Origin of the sequence: Bradyrhizobium sp. CCGUVB14, from assembly GCF_024199935.1 — a bacterium.
Lineage (GTDB): Bacteria > Pseudomonadota > Alphaproteobacteria > Rhizobiales > Xanthobacteraceae > Bradyrhizobium.
In genome coordinates, this window is record NZ_JANADS010000001.1 from 5,138,419 (window position 1) to 5,153,868 (window position 15,450).

Sequence of the window (15,450 nt, forward strand, 5' to 3'; positions counted from 1 at the left end):
ATGGCCGGCGCGAGCAGCGCGTCAATTCTCTTCGCTGCTCGATCCCTCGCGCTGATCGGGTTTGATCACATCCTCGGGCAGCGCGTGTGCGACCGGCTGCGGCGAGCTTGCGATCTCCGGCCCGACCTCGCGGCCGCGGGCGCGGATCAGGCGTTCATAGGCCGAGACCAGCGTGACGTAGGGGCTGACCCAGATCCAGCCGTCGCGGGTGAACACCTGGACGTCGAAATGCAGGTGCATCGACGTGCCGGCGGGGTGGTCAAGGTAGTTGGAGATCACGCCGATCTTCTCGCCCTCGGTGACGATGCGGCCGTTGAGAATGCCGTCGGCGTTCAACGCCTGCGGATTCATGTGCATGTAGCGGAAGCGGATGTGCTCGGTGCGGCTGTTGACCTCGAGCGTCGCGGCCTGATCCTTGGAGGCACGGATCACCGTGGCGTCGCGAACGGCAACGACGCCGCGCTGTTTGGGATCGCAGGGGTCGCGGCCGTCACCCGGCGAGGGGCAGTCGGCCGCGCGGATGTCCTCGCCCTGGTGGCCATAGCCGCCGCCGCACTGCCAGACTTCGAAGCTGCGTGACTCGCAGAAATTGTCGCGCCACGGATAGGCGGTCGGGCGGTCGTCCTTGTCGCGCTTGGCGTAGGACTGCGAATGCACAAAGGCAGGCGCCTTCTCGAGCGGAAAGCGGATCTGCGCATAGGCCATCGGATCGGGATGGCCGCCCTGCTTGCGGTAGCCGGTGTTCGGGATGATGTCGCCGCTCGGCCGATAGCTGAAATCCGCCGAACGTGCGACCGGGCGATCGATCAGATCGGAGGCAACGTCCATCAGTGGCCGCATGCGCTGCCCGCCGGCGACGTGCAATGCCTTCAGGAAGCGCTCGGCAACGGGATAGGCTTCCTTGCAGGCGAGCCGCCGCGGTTTCGCGACGCTGTCCAGGCACTGGATCGAAACCACATAGGCGGCGCCGAAGCGCGTGAAGGCGTAGCGCACATAGCCCTCGCGGATGAATTTGCGCAGGTCCGGATAAATTGCCGCCAGCGGCTTGACCGGCTCGCCCTTGCCGCCGGCGGGATCGGCGATGTCATAGACGAGCGCCGATCCGGTGATCTGCACCTCGACCGGCTTTGCGAAGGTGCGCAATGGCATGCCGTCGCCGGCGCCGGGCTCGAGCGAGAACGTCGCGCTGTAGCCGGCGGGACCGGCGTCGAACATGTCGGCGGGATTGAAATCGGCCTGGTAGCGCGCCAGCGCCAGCGGGGCCTGTGCGCGGCTGCGTTGTGCTTCGAGATAGGCGGCGGCATCGAACGGCAGCAGCACGGGAACCGAGCTGCGGGCAATGCCGGTGAAGTGTTGCGAGGAGACCGCGTTGAGCTGCACCAGCGCGGGCATTGCGCGCGGATCGAAGCGTGGCACCGAACGGCGCGGCACGAAGATGAAATCGCCGGCGACCTGCGGGCGGCTGTTGATCTCGGTGCGGAGCTGGTCGAGCGCTGCGCGCCAATCGACGCGCAGGGCTGTGAGTGAGGGGCTGCGGAATTCGTCCGCGGCGAGCGGCGTGGTGGTGAGGAGCGAAAGCGACGCCAGAAAAAGCGAGACGAAGCAGAAAGCCTTTCTACCCACTGTCTCGCCCCCCGGCGGCACCTGTCCGATCCTCGATCCCTTGCCTAGTCCTTGGCGCGCTCGGAGTAGGAGCCGTCTTCGGTCATCACCACGATGCGGGTGCCGACGGCGATGTGCGGCGGCACGGTGGTGCGGATGCCGTTGGAGAGCACCGCGGGCTTGTAGGAGGACGAGGCGGTCTGGCCCTTGGTCACGGGCTCGGTCTCGACCACTTCCAGCGTTACGCGCTGCGGCAACGCGAGCGACACCACGTTGACGTCGTGGGTCGACAGCTTGACCATCATCTCTGGCTGAAGATAGGCGGCCGCGTCGCCGACCACGTCTTTAGAGACCTGGACCTGGTCGTAGGTCTCAGGGTTCATGAAGTGGAAGCCGTCGCCGTCTTCGTAAAGGAAGGTGAAGTTGCGCTCTTCGATCGTGGCCTTTTCGACCTGGTCGGTGGTCTTGTAGCGCTCGGAGATCTTTACCCCGTCCGAGATTCGGCGCATTTCGATCTGGCTGACCGGCGTGCCCTTGCCGGGATGGATGTTCTCGGCGCTCACGACGACATAGAGCTTGCCGTCTTGCTCGATCACGTTGCCCTTGCGAATAGAACTGGCGATGACTCTCAAAGCTATATTTCCTGCTTGCTTGGCCCGGCTCAGGCCAGGACGTGGTCAAATCGATGGGGGACTTGGGGCCTCAAATCAGACCTCGGCGCCCGTTTCGGGCCGCAACATACTGATTTTGCCGTTGGATGCCAGCACTTTGCTGGCTCAGGGGGTGGTCGGTTAATGGCTGGGGAAAAGCCGATTTCGCCGTTCTGGGCGCCCAGCCGGCACCTCGACCGGCGGCCGTTCCTCCAGGCAAGGGGGGCCATTACCGGGTCTCTCAGGGGCTTTTTCGCCGAGCAGGGCTTCGTCGAGGTCGAAACCTCGGTGCTCCAGGTCTCGCCGGGCAATGAGACCCATCTGCATGCCCCCCGGACCGAGATCATCAGGCCCGATGGCAGCCGGATCAGCCGATACCTGCGAACATCGCCCGAATTCGCCTGCAAGAAGCTGCTGGCGGCCGGCGAGGCGCGGATTTTCGAGTTCGCACGGGTGTTCCGCGACCGCGAGCGCGGCGACCTGCATCTGCCCGAATTCACCATGCTGGAATGGTACCGGGCGGGCGCCCCCTATGATGCCATCATGGCCGACACGGTCGTGGTGATCGCCCACGCCGCGCAGGCGACCGGGATCGGGACCTTCGCGTTCCGGGGCCGGACCGCGGACCCCTTCGCCGAGCCGGAGCTGCTGACGGTGGCTTGCGCCTTCGAGCGCTTCGCCGGCCTCGACCTGCTGTCGACAATCTCGGGCAACGAGGGTAACCGTGCGGCGCTCGCCCAGGCGGCCGCCGGCAAGGTTCGCGTCGCCGAGGACGACACCTGGTCTGACATCTTCAGCAAAGTCCTGGTCGAGCATGTCGAGCCGCATCTGGGGCAGGGGCGTTTGACCATTCTGTTCGAGTACCCATCTCCAGAGGCGGCGCTGGCGCGGGTCAAGGCGGACGATCCGAGGGTCGCGGAACGGTTCGAGGTCTATGCCTGCGGCGTCGAGCTCGCCAATGGCTTTGGCGAATTGACCGACGCCGAGGAACAGCGCAAGCGCTTCACGGAATCCATGGCGGAGAAGCAGCGCCGCTACGGGGAGGCTTATCCGCTGGACGAAGACTTCTTGGCTGCGGTCGCCCAAATGCCGGAGGCGAGCGGTGTCGCGCTCGGCTTCGACAGACTGGTGATGCTGGCGAGCGGTGCAACAAGGATTGATCAGGTGGTGTGGACACCGCCTGCAAATGAAACGTTAAGTGGAAAATGACGAAGACCAATCTTGCACGCACCTTGCGTGAGCCGGCCGAGCTCGTGGCTGCAGATCTCGCGCCTGCGACTGCGCTGCCCGCGCTCGAGCGCGTCGCTGCGCGCTATGCGGTGGCGATCACGCCGGCGCTGGTCGAGCTGATCGACAAAACGGATCCCGAAGACCCGATCGCGCGGCAGTTCGTTCCGACCGCCGCCGAGCTGGAGACGCAACCGGGCGAGAACGCCGATCCGATCGGCGATCACCCGCACTCGCCGGTCCAGGGCATCGTACATCGCTATCCCGATCGCGTGCTGTTCAAGCTCGTTCACGTCTGCGCGGTCTATTGCCGCTTCTGCTTCCGCCGCGAGATGGTCGGACCCGGCAAGGAGAACGCGCTGTCGGACGGTGCCTACCGCGCCGCGATCGATTATATCCGCGCGCATAGCGAGATCTGGGAGGTGATCCTGACCGGCGGCGATCCGCTGATGCTGTCGCCGCGCCGGATGAGCGAGATCATGGCCGATCTTGCCGGCATCGATCACGTCAAGATCATCCGTCTGCACACCCGTGTGCCCGTCGCCGATCCCGCGCGGATCAGCGACGAGATGGTTGCGGCGCTGAAGGTCGAGGGCGCCACCACCTGGGTCGCCGTGCACGCCAACCATGCGCGCGAATTGACCGGGCCGGCGCGGGCCGCCTGCGCGCGGCTCGTCGATTCCGGAATTCCCCTGGTGAGCCAGTCCGTGCTTTTGCGCGGCGTCAATGACACCGTCGCGGCCTTGTCGGATTTGATGCGAGCTTTCGTCGAATGCCGGATCAAGCCCTATTATCTGCATCACGGCGATCTCGCGCCGGGCACCGTGCATTTGCGAACGACGCTCGCGCAGGGGCAGGATTTAATGCGGCAGTTGCGAGGGCGGGTGTCAGGGCTGTGTCAGCCGGACTATGTCATCGACATTCCCGGCGGCGCCGGCAAGTCGCCGGTGGGGCCGAATTATGTGTTGGCGGAGCAAAATACCGCAGCCGATGCACGTGATGCGGCCTCGGAAACGCGCTATCGTATCATCGACTATTGCGGCGACGTCCATCTCTATCCGCCCGAGACCTGAGCGGTCAGAGAACGCCGGTTTGAGGAATGGAGGATCGGACATGAAGAAGATCATGGTGGCTGCATCGCTCGTGGTCTTGCTCGGCGGTGCGGCGATGGCGCAGACCGGCACCAAGGGGTCATCGACGTCAAGCGGCGCAACGTCCGGAACGTTGCCGCAGGCGCCCATCGGACATCGTCAGCCGCGCGCCGGCGACGTGCCGAACGAGAAGAATCTGAGCGATCCGAACAATCCCGTGAACAAGGAAGACGCTCTGCTCGACAAGAAGATCAAGAGCATCTGCCGAGGCTGCTAGGCCGCAAGTGCGGCGCGGTGGGCAGGACGCGAACAGCATCGCCCCGCCCACCTGTGGCCCCGCTTAGGCGGAGCGCTCGTGCAGTCCGGCGCGCGCGGTGTTGCGCCGGATCTCGACCGCATCGGCGAGCTGCTCGAGCACATTTGCCGTCGTCGCCCAATCAATGCATCCGTCGGTGATGCTCTGGCCGTAGGTCAGGGGCTTGCCCGGCACCACGTCCTGGCGGCCGGCGACGAGATTGCTCTCGATCATCACGCCCATGATGCGGTTCTCGCCGCCCGAGATCTGGCCGGCGATATCGGCCGTGACCAGCGGCTGATTTTCCGGCTTCTTGCTCGAATTGGCGTGGCTCGCATCCACCATCACCAGCGGCGCGACGCCGGATTTCGCCAGGTCGTTGCAGGCCGCGGCGACGCTTGCGGCATCGTAGTTCGGCTTGGCTCCGCCGCGCAGGATAATGTGGCAGTCCTCGTTGCCTGCGGTCGAGGCGATCGCCGAGCGGCCGAGCTTGGTGACCGCCATGAAATGATGCGGGTGCGAGGCCGACTTCACGGCGTCGGCTGCGATGCGCACATTGCCGTCGGTACCGTTCTTGAACCCGACCGGGCAGGACAGCCCCGAGGCCAGCTCGCGATGGATCTGGCTCTCGGTCGTGCGCGCGCCGATCGCGGCCCAGGAGACGAGGTCGGCGATGTATTGCGGCGTCGTCATGTCGAGGAATTCAGTGCCGGCGGGCAGGCCGAGATTGTTGATGGCCGAGAGCACGTTGCGTGCGAGCCGCAGGCCCTTGTTGATGTCGAAGCTGCCGTCCAGATCGGGGTCGTTGATCAGGCCCTTCCAACCGACCGTGGTGCGCGGCTTCTCGAAATAGACCCGCATCACGATCTCGAGCTGGTCGGCCAGATCCTCGCGCAGGGCGGCGAGGCGCTCGGCATATTCGAGTGCGGCTTTGGGATCATGCACCGAGCAGGGGCCGACGACGACCAGAAGCCGGTCGTCCTGGCCGCTGAGGATGGCATGGATCGCGTTGCGCGCCGCCATCACCACACGGGTGGCCGTGAGGGTGCGCGGGACCTCCCGCATCACGTCCTCAGGCGTGCTCAGCTCTTTCAGTTCGCGGATACGAAGATCGTCGGTCGTGCTCAGCACGGCGGGCTCCTGTCATGTTGAGAACCTGCCGGCCAATAAAAAAGCCGCCAGGTCTGGCGGCTGTTCGGACGTTTGCTTCAATATTTCAGATTGAGCGCGATCCTCCTGCCGCCAGCGAGCTGTCGTAGCTAAAGTACCAATAAAAGCTGGTGGCGACGGTGATCATGGTCGCTCATATAGCTTGCCGTTGGCGCCTTGTCACCCCCCAATCGGCGCGGCGGCGACGAGGCGGCTCAGGTGTTGCTTTTGCGTGCCGCCAAGGCCACGCCGATCAGGGTGGCGCCGCCGAACAACAGGTTGATGCCGACCAGCACGCCGATGGCCCATTCCGCCGAACTCGGCAGTCCCGCGATCACCATGAACGCGATCGCGATGTCGACGAGGCCTGAGATCAGCAACCACGACCAGCGGCCGCTCAGCTCGCGGCGGTGCTCCAGCGCGTACATGATGGTGGTGACACCCTCGGCGAGGAAATAGGCGCCGAGCACGATGGTCAGCGTCAGCACGGCCTGCATCGGGCGGGCCAACAGCAGCATGCCGGCGAGCACCGCCAGCGCCGCGGAGATCAGCGACCACCAGAAGCCCGGCGTGGCGCGCGCCCAATAGGTCACGATCAATCCGCCGATACCGCTGACCAGGAACATCCAGCCGAGAAGAATCGTGATGGCGAGACTGGCGAGCGGCGGCAGGATCAGCGCGGCGATGCCGAGAGCGGCGAGCAGAATGCCTTCGAACAGAAAGGCCCTCCAATGCGCCTTTACCGCCTGGCTCATTGCCGATTGCAGCCGCGAAAATTCCTCAGGCGAAGTCATCGGCTAGCTCCGGATCGAACGACGTGCGCCCAATCTGGTACGCACATTCCACGCTTGCCATCCTGCGGATCAACCGCCGCCGTGCGCTGACGAAAAACCCTCGCCAGTGGTGCGGATGCGGTTGCGGCCGAGGACGTAGATCGCGGTCGTGACCACCAGCAGCGCAAGGCCGAGCAGGATCGAGACGAAGCCGATCGGGATCAGGGCCAGCGTCAGATTGCGCTCGGGGTTGATGAGCCAGTGATGGATCGAGGTCAGCACGAAAGCGAGGCCGAGGAAGCCGACACCGCCGCCGGCGAGCCAGAGCGCCCACATCCGGCGCAGCTGGCTGAGACGCTCCCGCGCGATATCGGTGCGGGGCGCGTGGTGGCGCGCGACGCGACGCACCAGGCGCATGGCAAAAGCGATCGAGCTGAAGCCGATCAGAAGGCTTGCCCCGCCCAGCCACATCCGGATTGTCGGATCGAGATCGGGCATGCGCTGGAGCGTGAGCAGCGGGAAGTCGAACGCCGCGTGCAGTGCGAGTGGGCCCGCGAAAATCAGCAGCCGGCTGGAGAGACGGGCCCAGTCGCGGTGATGGCGGTTTGCGCCCAACGCCGTGCCGGCCCGGGCGATCGTGAGATAGGCGCCCGCGATGATGCCGAGCGCGCCGTGGAACGGCACGGTGAGAACGCTGCGCAGCGCCGCCAGCGACCGCCACATCTCGGCATGCTGCACCAGGTAGGCGAGGTTCTCGTAAGCCGCGAAGCCAAGGCCGACGGCGGCGCCGTAGACCACGGTGTCCATGGGGTTGGCAAAGGTTCGCCGCTTGGTCGAGGAGATCAGCACGATGGCGATGACCTTCACGGCCTCCTCGGGCAGCGCGACGCCGAAGACCGAATGCATCACAAGTGCCGTCCAGGGATTGTCGGGCGCCGCAACCATCTTGGCGAAGGGGGCCCGGGCCAGACCCAGCAGCGAGATGCTGGCCGCGCCAAGCAGGAACGCGGTCCAGACCTGGGCCGGCGGCCCGGGGCGTTCCTCGGCGGCAATGACAAGCCACAGCATCAGCAGCGCCGGGGCGATGGCGGCTGTCCCGATGACGGTGGGTAAAGCTTCAATCAGATACATCGGCGCCGAAATTAGGTTCCCTTGGTCCGCTTATCTACGTTTCCCGATGCGACCATCTGTCATGCGCCGGCTGTCCCGTAGCTTAACAGGCACGACAGCCGGCGTTCATCAGGGCCGTGTAGAATACGAGCGCAATCAATTGCATGACAGAACCACCTCGTCGTCGACTATAACGGCTGCGCGCCGGTCAGCGGATCGCGATTGATAAGTCAGATCAAGGCAGTGTGCAGGTTTCTTCGATTCACGATGCACGTGCGCGCGCGGCGAGTCCAGAGGCGGGATGGGCCTCGTTCGGACAACGTCCGGCCAATGAGACCGCCTAATCACGCTTCGTTGTGCGTCGGCGAGGCGATGATGCGATCCGGCGGGCTCGCAGCTGCTCGAGCTCCCAGATGGCGCGTATGAGGCACGTGCCAAGACAGGAGACGATGAGCAGCAGCAGGAAGGCCTGGTCGGCGGGAGGAATATGGATCATGGCGTTGATTAAGCAACGCGCATGCCATGCGTTCCCGAGAAGGCCTGCACATGGTGCAACGGCGGCTCACACCGGGCACGGCTTGCTCCGGTTCGAATCGCCGATTCCCGAAAGGCGGCCCTAGCCTGCGCTTCCCGCCCTCAATGGGTGGTGAACGGCGCTGGAGCGTCGGGCGTGATGTCGAAGGCCCCGAGGTGGAATTCTTCGCCGACGGCCTCATCTGGCTCGGAATAGTGGGCGAGCAGCGTGAAGGCGGCTTCTGGATACCGTTTCCAGATATCGAGGTCACCGGCCGTAATCGTGAGCCATCCGAACGTGTACATGTAGCGCCCGGGCTCGGTGACCCGGCCGACCCTGTCCCAAGTGATCTTATCAACTGTGATCTTGTCGACTGCCATCCGGTCCCCCGATCGCAAGCCTGCAATGATGCCCGGCACGCGGCACGGACCCCTGAGAGGCTGATCCCGCAATGGGGCCGCGGTAGGGCAGCAATCTGGTTCGTTTGTCCGGCGTTAGCCCGGCTGCGGCACGGCCTGGCGTACGACCAGGCGGACGAGGTCGTCCCGCTGCTGCTTCTCGGTGAACTTCACCGCAAAGCCATTATCGAACTTACGGATGACGCGGCCAACGCAGGCGCCGACCGCAAGCGGGGTCCCGATCGGCGGGTCGTATTCGCAGGAGATCGCGACGCCGGCCGTTGAGACGTCGATGATAAAGCAGGGATGGGTGCTGCCGTCGGCAACCGTCAGGAATGTGTGTGAGGCCTGCGGGACAAAGCGCGCGTCACGGCGCAGATCCTGGATGCTGTCGTCCTTCTGCTTCTTTTCGAGCCAGGTCAGCTTTTCCGACATCCAGGCGCGGCGTGCGCGGGTCATGTCGAGCTCCATCAGGAAGCCCGATTTCAGCGTCGCGCTGATGGTGCACTGGAACTCGCCGAAATCCTGGAAGTAGGAGGTGACGCGCTCGCCGATCTTGCCGACGACCGGCACGTCCACGATCATGCGGAAGGGTGAAACGCGCTTGGTGCGGCAGGCGAAGTTTCGCAGTTTGCCATCGCAATCGTACCAGCGATGCAGCGAATAGCTACCGCTCACGTTCACTTCCACGGCACGCTGCCTGAGGAACTCTGCGACGGACATGGGTGCCAGTTCGTGTTTCTGATTGTTTCCGTAATTCCACGGTAGCGGTCAAATTCTAAGCAAATGATACCGGCGCTCAGGAGCAGGGGTAAATTTCCGGTAAATGAGCAGGTCGGTAATGTGCCGGGATAAGCGGCAAAACGTCCCGGTTATCGGGCGCGCGCATTCACAACCACGTCATTGCGGTCGCCTTGTCCGCAATCGCGCGAAGCGCGACGACGGAAGCGGAGCAATCGAGGCTCACGCGTTTACTGTCAGCCGTTCCTGCATTTGGCGATGATGCCGTCGGCGAGGCGGATGTCATCAAGGGTCCAGTTGCCGAGCAGCGTGATGATCGCCTCCCGCCGGTACTGATGCCGCTCGTCCCTCGAGGTTTGCCGATAGTCGATGCCGTCCTGTCGTGCCAACGCGCGCGACACGATCGCGATCTGTCGCAGCTTCGCCTGCTCCAAGGAGCTCATGTCTCACCGCGTGGCAATGCCACCTGCCGTTTGGCGGGGTCTGTGAATCGGACGCCCTGAAACTAGCTGCACCGGCTTACGGAGACCTGACGCGGGTTTTTCGCCCGAGCTGAATGGCGCCGTTCAGGCAGGGCCGTGCAGCGCGAGCAAAGCCAGCACGCCAAGCGCAAGGGCGAGCTTCATCACCGCCCAGGTCAGGCCGTTGGAGCTGATCTCCAGCCCGAACCACGGCAACACGCGCCGCATTGCGCGCGTCGCGAGCGCTTCGACGATGGTGAAAGCAAAGGCAATGCCGGCGATGAGAGACCAGGACGGTTCGGCCGGAGGCATCCAGGCGGTAAGCCAGCCGGGGACGAAGTCCCGCAACGACACGAGCAATGCGAACCATCCGAACAGGGAGACGAAGCCCTTGACGATGTCAGGCCTGATCGCTTCCGGCTCGAACCGGATCCCCATCATCGCGAGGGCGCCTTCGACGCGCTCGCCGTCGGTCAGGAAGATGAACGCCCCGAGATAAAACGGCACGCGCGATTGCAAAAAGAACGCGATGATCGCCGACAGGACGGCGTAGCCATAGGCGTCGCGGAGAATGTCCCAGCCGCTCATGCGCGACGGCTCCGTCGCCTTCGCAGCTTGTGGCGACGGCACCGATCTGGCGCGCGCCATGTGCTCCAGCATTTTGGCACGCCGGTCGGGCGAGTAGGGCAACGTGCGTCGCATCCAGGCCGGCGCCGGTGGGGCGCCGGACGGGCCGTTCGCTGTGGATTTGCGTTGCTCCATGGGCCGAGCCCGGTCCTTCAAGACGTAACGCCATCGCGGTCGGCGAGGCGGTTCCTTCGGACATTGGTCGGAGTTGAGGGGCGGGGAGGTTCATGCCGGAGGACAGATTCTGCCGGCGCATCATTCGGGTGCCCGATTTCCCGAGCGATCAAGGCCGGTCCGCGGACGGACCCATTTCGATAGATTGCCATGGCGTGCCGTATTGTGCCTAAGTGCGAACCGATGCGGCCAGATCAGAAGCCGTCGAAATCCAGACCCTGGATGTCGGGACGAGCGTGATTCAAAAACTCGAATTCCTGCCGAGACTTGAGTCGCTGCGCGGCCTGGCCGCGGTCTCTGTCGTTGGCTACCATGCATTCGGACGCTTCACCGACACCTATGTCACAGGCATGGCGCCGGTGGTGCTCTTCTTCGTGCTGAGCGGCTTCGTACTGTCGCGCTCGCTGGCTCGGAACGACGACATCGCGGTATTCCTGCGTCACAGGATTCTCCGGCTATTTCCGGCGGCGATTGCGGTCGTGCTGCTGCTGGCCGTGCTGCACGAGGCATTCGGGTTCTACGTGGGCTTCAGGCCCGATTTTTCGCCGTTCAACGTGATGCTGAACGCCCTGATGATCCGGCACGACATCAATGGGCCGATGTGGTCGATGACGGTGGAGTGTTTCGCAACTCCGGTCATCATTCTGGCTTTCCTGGCCGGCCGGCGATTTGGCTCGCGGGTCCTGATCGCAGCGATCGCAGTGCTGTTCGGGTTGTCGTTCATCGGGCCATATGCGCACCTGCTCGGCGGCTACACGAACATCGCGCCCTTGTATGCTTTCGTGCTTGGCGCGGCGCTGCACTTCTCGGGACGCCGCCTCGAGGAACGTATCGGCGATCGGCAGATGGTGGTGGCTGTCGTGGCGGGTGGCCTGTTCCTCTATTGCGGTCTGCAGAAGCAAACCGCGCCGATCATCTTGCTCGAAGCCTGTTCATCCGGGCTGCTGGTTGCGTTGATCGCGTTTGGGGATCGGCAGCGCGGCTTTCGTTGGCTGGATCATCCGGCGCTAGGCTTCTACGGCCGGATATCCTACAGCTTCTATCTCTTCCACATCATCGGCTTGACCGTTGCGGTTCGCATCAGCACCATCGATGGCTGGCCCTTGCTGTCGATCCTGTTGAGCATTGTCATCGGCGTTATCTTGACCACGCCGATGGCGTGGATATCCCAGCGGTTCATCGAAGAGCCGTTCATCGCGATCAGCCGAAAATGGCGCGACCGGCGACGTGAGGTTTTCACGACGACCTGAGGAATCCGCAGCGCGGTCGTTGACCTTCGCGCCGATGTGGCGCGCTCGGCAGCATTCGATCGTCGCCGGATTGGGGGCTTAAATTCTGGCCCGCCGAATGACGTTCCTGTTGAAGTCCCGCTGCAGTTGCGCTTGAGTAGCAGCAGGTTCGGGGGAACTGTTTTTATGTGTTTTTTTGTGTCTGCGGCGCCTCGCGCTGCGTTGTTTGATGTCGCGATAGATTATCGTTCGAGCAGGCGTGACGAGGCCTGTGTCCTGTCATGGACATGACCCTCACGTCGGACTGCCTGTCTCCGCGAAAAGCAGGCATCCTCGATCACGCCGACAGCGTCGCCACGGACCGCGTGGCCTGGCGCGAGAAGAACAGCTTCTTTCATGACGAGGATGAACGCTATCTCCGGTTCTTGATCCCGGCGGGAAGTCGCGTCCTGGAGATCGGATGCGGTGTTGGCGACACGCTCGCGAGCCTCGCGCCATCGCATGGCGTCGGAATAGATTTCTGTCGCAAGCAGATCGAGATCGCGCGGGAGCGCCACTCCGATCTCACCTTCGTCGTCGGCGATGCCGAAGACCCTGCGACGCTGGAAGTGCTGCAAGGTCCGTTCGACTATATCCTCGTCCTCGATACGATCGGTTCGCTGGAGGATTGTCAGAAGTTCATCGCACAGCTGCATCCACTGTGCACGCGGGATACGCGGCTGGTGATCGGCTACTTCTCGCATCTCTGGTACCCCGTGCTGAAATTGGCCGAGCTCGTCGGCCTGCGGATGCCGCAGCCGGATCAGAACGTGCTGTCGCCGTCCGACTTGCGCAGTCTGGCGAGACTTGGGGACTTCGATCCGGTGAAGTCCGAGCAGCGCGTGCTGTCGCCGGTCCGGATATTCGGGCTCGGGCGCTTCCTCAATCGTTTCGTCAGTGTGCTGCCGGGGATCCGCCAGGCGGCGCTGCGGCACTATATGGTCGCGCGCTCGAGCCGCAGGGCGAGGGAGGAGTTTTGCTCCGCCACCGTCGTGGTGCCCGCGCGCAACGAGCGCGGTAATATCGAGCCGGCTGTCCTGCGGATGCCCGACTTCTGCCGCGACATCGAGATCATCTTCATCGAAGGCCACAGCCAGGACGGCACCTTCGAGGAGATGGAGCGGGTCAAGCAGGCGTATCCCTCCAGGGACATCAAGGTGATGCGCCAGCCGGGCAAGGGCAAGGCCGACGCCGTCTTCACCGCGTTCGACGCGGCACGCGGCGACGTGCTGATCATTCTAGATGCCGATCTGACCATGCCACCGGAACAGATTCCGAAATTCGTCGAGGCGTTGCTGTCGGGCAAGGGTGAGTTCGTCAACGGATCGCGCCTGGTCTATCCCATGGACGAGGGCGCGATGCGCTTCCTCAACCTGATCGCCAACAAGATCTTTTCCTATCTGTTCTCCTGGCTGCTCAACCAGCGCTATACGGACACGCTGTGCGGCACCAAGGTTCTGCGCCGGAGCGACTATCAGCGTCTGAAGGCCGGCAAGGCCTATTTCGGCGATTTCGATCCATTCGGCGATTTCGACCTGATCTTCGGCGCCTCGAAGCTCAATCTGAAATCGGTGGATCTTCCGATCCGCTACGCCGCGCGCACCTATGGCGAAACCCAGATCTCGAGGTTTCGTCACGGCTGGATGCTGCTGAAGATGGTGGCTTTCGCCTTTCTCAAGATCAAGGCGATCTAGGCCGTGGAAGCCGCGGTTCGATGCCGATGATGTCAGCCGATCGCGCTTTTCCCGACACGCGCGTGAGCGGGAGGGTCAGAACGTCGCTGATCCTGATCGTGCCGATATTGTATCTGGCGGCGACGTTGCTCTATTCGGCCTGGCAGGCGGTCTGGGGTGTCCAGGTTGATCCGGAATCGGCCTACACCATGAACGGCCTGGTGGCGGCGGCCGGATATGGCTCGCTGAAATTCGATCATCCGGGAACGACGACGACGCTGCTCGTCGAACTTGTCATCAGGGGCTGGGCCCTGGTCGCCCGGCCTGACGATATCGTTGCGTTCGGGCTCAAGCACTACGATGCGATCACCTTCGCGGCGCGGACTTGCGAGGCGCTGGTGCTCTCGGGCGCGTTGCTGGCAGGCGGGCTCATCGTCGGTCGGACCACGCGCAGTGCCATTGCTGCGATGCTGTTTCAAGCCGGCGCGTTCGTTCATCCCGATGCGTTTCATTTTCAGACGGTGCTCGCCCCGGAAAGCCTCATGGTCGCGATCGCGCTGTTCGGCATGGCGATCGTGCTCAAGGCTGCGCTCGACGCGCGACCGCCGGCGACCAGCCTCGGCGTGGTGTCCGGATTAATTTTCGCGCTCGGCTTCACGACCAAATATCTCTACCTGCCGCAGGCGCTGTTCGCGGTGTGCCTGCTCAGAAACCGGCGGGCGGTCGTCGCCGCCTTGCTCACGGGGGCGATCGGCTTCGTTGCCTTCAGTCTCGTCTTCAATCCCGGAACGATCACGCGCGGGTTCGGATGGCTGGTGCAGATCGCAACCCACAAGGGACATTACGGTGAGGGCGAGACCGGATTCATCGACTTCGCGACGTTCTGGTCGAACATGCGCGAGATCATCACGGCCGGACCGCTCGCGGCGGGTGCCTACATCGCAGCCGCTGCTGCGGCGCTGGCCTGGTGCATCAAGACGCGCGACTGGCGCGATCCGGTCAGCCTCACGCTCAGCGCTGCCGCCCTGGTCTTTGCGGCCTACCTCGTGGCGACGTCGAAGCATTTCGCGCTGCATTACATGATGGCATCGTGGGCCCTGACGGGCGGTGTCCTCGTCCTGGTCGTGGTGCAGATCAGGCGCCTGGCCCCCTCGGTTCCGTCGGCGGCGCTGAGCCTGCTTGCGGGCGGCCTATGTGCCGTGACGGCGGCGGTGACGCTGATCGACGCCCGCGCTATCGCGCTGCAAGCCTCTGCCTCGAATGCGATCGGGGCCAGGCTCTCGAAGGCCGTGGTCGCGGCGGGTCCGGTCTGCGCCAACGTCTCCGGCATGTTCGTGGGAGCGCCGGAGAACGACATGAATCACGGCTGGGACATGACCTTGCAGCTCTGGGGCGACCAGGCGATGCGGGAGAGGTTCTCGGTCGCCTATGAGCACGCCTTCGCGGTCGCCCTGCTGGACCACAACACCTACACGCATGTCCTGAAGACCAATTTTCGCGCCACCAGCTACGCCAGGCTCGCTGCGGACTATCCCTGCATCGTGGTCCGCTCACCGTGGGAACTGAACGAGGACAATTCGATCGGGCTGCTGGCGCTCCATCCGGACCATTGCGTGATCGAGGGGATCCACGTCTATACCGTCGGGTTCGCCTGCGCGAAGGTGCGCGAGAGCTTCCTGGGCGAGCGGTGAGGGATG

15 protein-coding genes are annotated in these 15,450 nt (G+C 64.0%); 6 read left to right on the forward strand and 9 right to left on the reverse strand.

The features are described from left to right. Positions 1-21 precede the first annotated feature (21 nt). Both NLM32_RS23770 and efp read right to left on the reverse strand, forming a co-directional pair. Complete coding sequence (locus tag NLM32_RS23770) at positions 22-1,644, reverse strand: M23 family metallopeptidase (protein WP_254131298.1); 1,623 nt, start codon at positions 1,642-1,644, stop codon at positions 22-24. Between the two features lie 23 nt (positions 1,645-1,667). Then, a complete protein-coding gene (efp, locus tag NLM32_RS23775) occupies positions 1,668-2,234 on the reverse strand; it encodes an elongation factor P (protein WP_234682817.1) in 567 nt (188 codons plus the stop codon). A gap of 162 nt (positions 2,235-2,396) precedes the next feature. On the opposite strand from efp, the gene epmA reads away from it, so the two are divergent. Genes epmA through NLM32_RS23790 form a run of 3 tightly spaced genes read left to right on the forward strand, consistent with a single transcriptional unit; the run spans position 2,397 to position 4,847 of the window. Further along, positions 2,397-3,461: an EF-P lysine aminoacylase EpmA gene (gene epmA, locus NLM32_RS23780; protein ID WP_254131299.1), complete on the forward strand. Its 1,065-nt coding sequence runs from the start codon at positions 2,397-2,399 to the stop codon at positions 3,459-3,461. Next, the gene (locus NLM32_RS23785) at positions 3,458-4,552 is read left to right on the forward strand and encodes a lysine-2,3-aminomutase-like protein (RefSeq protein WP_254131300.1); all 1,095 of its coding nucleotides are present in this window, start codon (positions 3,458-3,460) and stop codon (positions 4,550-4,552) included. Before epmA ends, NLM32_RS23785 begins: the two co-directional genes overlap by 4 nt. Positions 4,553-4,592: 40 nt before the next feature. Further along, the gene (locus NLM32_RS23790) at positions 4,593-4,847 is read left to right on the forward strand and encodes a hypothetical protein (RefSeq protein ID WP_254131301.1); all 255 of its coding nucleotides are present in this window, start codon (positions 4,593-4,595) and stop codon (positions 4,845-4,847) included. A gap of 63 nt (positions 4,848-4,910) precedes the next feature. Here the strand turns inward: NLM32_RS23790 and NLM32_RS23795 are convergent, their stop codons facing one another. The 7 genes from NLM32_RS23795 to NLM32_RS23825 form a co-directional block, all read right to left on the reverse strand. Continuing rightward, positions 4,911-5,996 (reverse strand): 3-deoxy-7-phosphoheptulonate synthase, encoded by a 1,086-nt coding sequence (locus NLM32_RS23795; RefSeq protein WP_283044025.1) that lies wholly within the window; start codon positions 5,994-5,996, stop codon positions 4,911-4,913. Positions 5,997-6,229: 233 nt separating this feature from the next. After that, positions 6,230-6,808 carry an HdeD family acid-resistance protein gene (locus NLM32_RS23800; RefSeq protein ID WP_254131302.1) on the reverse strand — a complete coding sequence of 193 codons (579 nt, stop codon included), beginning with the start codon at positions 6,806-6,808 and terminating at the stop codon, positions 6,230-6,232. A gap of 69 nt (positions 6,809-6,877) precedes the next feature. Next, complete coding sequence (locus NLM32_RS23805; RefSeq protein ID WP_254131303.1) at positions 6,878-7,918, reverse strand: PrsW family intramembrane metalloprotease; 1,041 nt, start codon at positions 7,916-7,918, stop codon at positions 6,878-6,880. A gap of 615 nt (positions 7,919-8,533) precedes the next feature. Further along, complete coding sequence (locus tag NLM32_RS23810) at positions 8,534-8,791, reverse strand: hypothetical protein (protein ID WP_254131304.1); 258 nt, start codon at positions 8,789-8,791, stop codon at positions 8,534-8,536. A gap of 114 nt (positions 8,792-8,905) precedes the next feature. Next, positions 8,906-9,532, reverse strand: coding sequence for a PilZ domain-containing protein (locus NLM32_RS23815; protein WP_254131305.1), 627 nt, complete (start codon positions 9,530-9,532; stop codon positions 8,906-8,908). A gap of 254 nt (positions 9,533-9,786) precedes the next feature. After that, positions 9,787-9,993, reverse strand: coding sequence for a hypothetical protein (locus tag NLM32_RS23820; protein WP_148778603.1), 207 nt, complete (start codon positions 9,991-9,993; stop codon positions 9,787-9,789). 123 nt (positions 9,994-10,116) lie between these two features. Beyond that, positions 10,117-10,773: a hypothetical protein gene (locus NLM32_RS23825; protein ID WP_254131306.1), complete on the reverse strand. Its 657-nt coding sequence runs from the start codon at positions 10,771-10,773 to the stop codon at positions 10,117-10,119. Between the two features lie 212 nt (positions 10,774-10,985). On the opposite strand from NLM32_RS23825, the gene NLM32_RS23830 reads away from it, so the two are divergent. From NLM32_RS23830 to NLM32_RS23840, 3 genes are all read left to right on the forward strand, one after another. Next, on the forward strand, positions 10,986-12,062 hold the full coding sequence (locus NLM32_RS23830) for an acyltransferase (protein WP_254131307.1): 1,077 nt from the start codon (positions 10,986-10,988) through the stop codon (positions 12,060-12,062). Positions 12,063-12,322: 260 nt separating this feature from the next. Continuing rightward, positions 12,323-13,774: a glycosyltransferase gene (locus tag NLM32_RS23835; protein WP_254131308.1), complete on the forward strand. Its 1,452-nt coding sequence runs from the start codon at positions 12,323-12,325 to the stop codon at positions 13,772-13,774. 20 nt (positions 13,775-13,794) lie between these two features. Beyond that, entirely contained in the window at positions 13,795-15,444 is a 1,650-nt protein-coding gene (locus tag NLM32_RS23840; protein WP_254131309.1) for a hypothetical protein, read from the forward strand. The last annotated feature ends 6 nt before the right edge of the window (positions 15,445-15,450 follow it).

Coding starts and splice junctions, on each gene's coding strand:
- epmA (WP_254131299.1), top strand. CDS start 2,397: ATGGCTGGGGAAAAGCCGATTTCGCCGTTCTGGGCGCCCAGCCGGCAC.
- NLM32_RS23785 (WP_254131300.1), top strand. CDS start 3,458: ATGACGAAGACCAATCTTGCACGCACCTTGCGTGAGCCGGCCGAGCTC.
- NLM32_RS23790 (WP_254131301.1), top strand. CDS start 4,593: ATGAAGAAGATCATGGTGGCTGCATCGCTCGTGGTCTTGCTCGGCGGT.
- NLM32_RS23800 (WP_254131302.1), bottom strand. CDS start 6,808: ATGACTTCGCCTGAGGAATTTTCGCGGCTGCAATCGGCAATGAGCCAG.
- NLM32_RS23805 (WP_254131303.1), bottom strand. CDS start 7,918: ATGTATCTGATTGAAGCTTTACCCACCGTCATCGGGACAGCCGCCATC.
- NLM32_RS23810 (WP_254131304.1), bottom strand. CDS start 8,791: ATGGCAGTCGACAAGATCACAGTTGATAAGATCACTTGGGACAGGGTC.
- NLM32_RS23815 (WP_254131305.1), bottom strand. CDS start 9,532: ATGTCCGTCGCAGAGTTCCTCAGGCAGCGTGCCGTGGAAGTGAACGTG.
- NLM32_RS23820 (WP_148778603.1), bottom strand. CDS start 9,993: ATGAGCTCCTTGGAGCAGGCGAAGCTGCGACAGATCGCGATCGTGTCG.
- NLM32_RS23825 (WP_254131306.1), bottom strand. CDS start 10,773: ATGGAGCAACGCAAATCCACAGCGAACGGCCCGTCCGGCGCCCCACCG.
- NLM32_RS23835 (WP_254131308.1), top strand. CDS start 12,323: ATGGACATGACCCTCACGTCGGACTGCCTGTCTCCGCGAAAAGCAGGC.
- NLM32_RS23840 (WP_254131309.1), top strand. CDS start 13,795: ATGCCGATGATGTCAGCCGATCGCGCTTTTCCCGACACGCGCGTGAGC.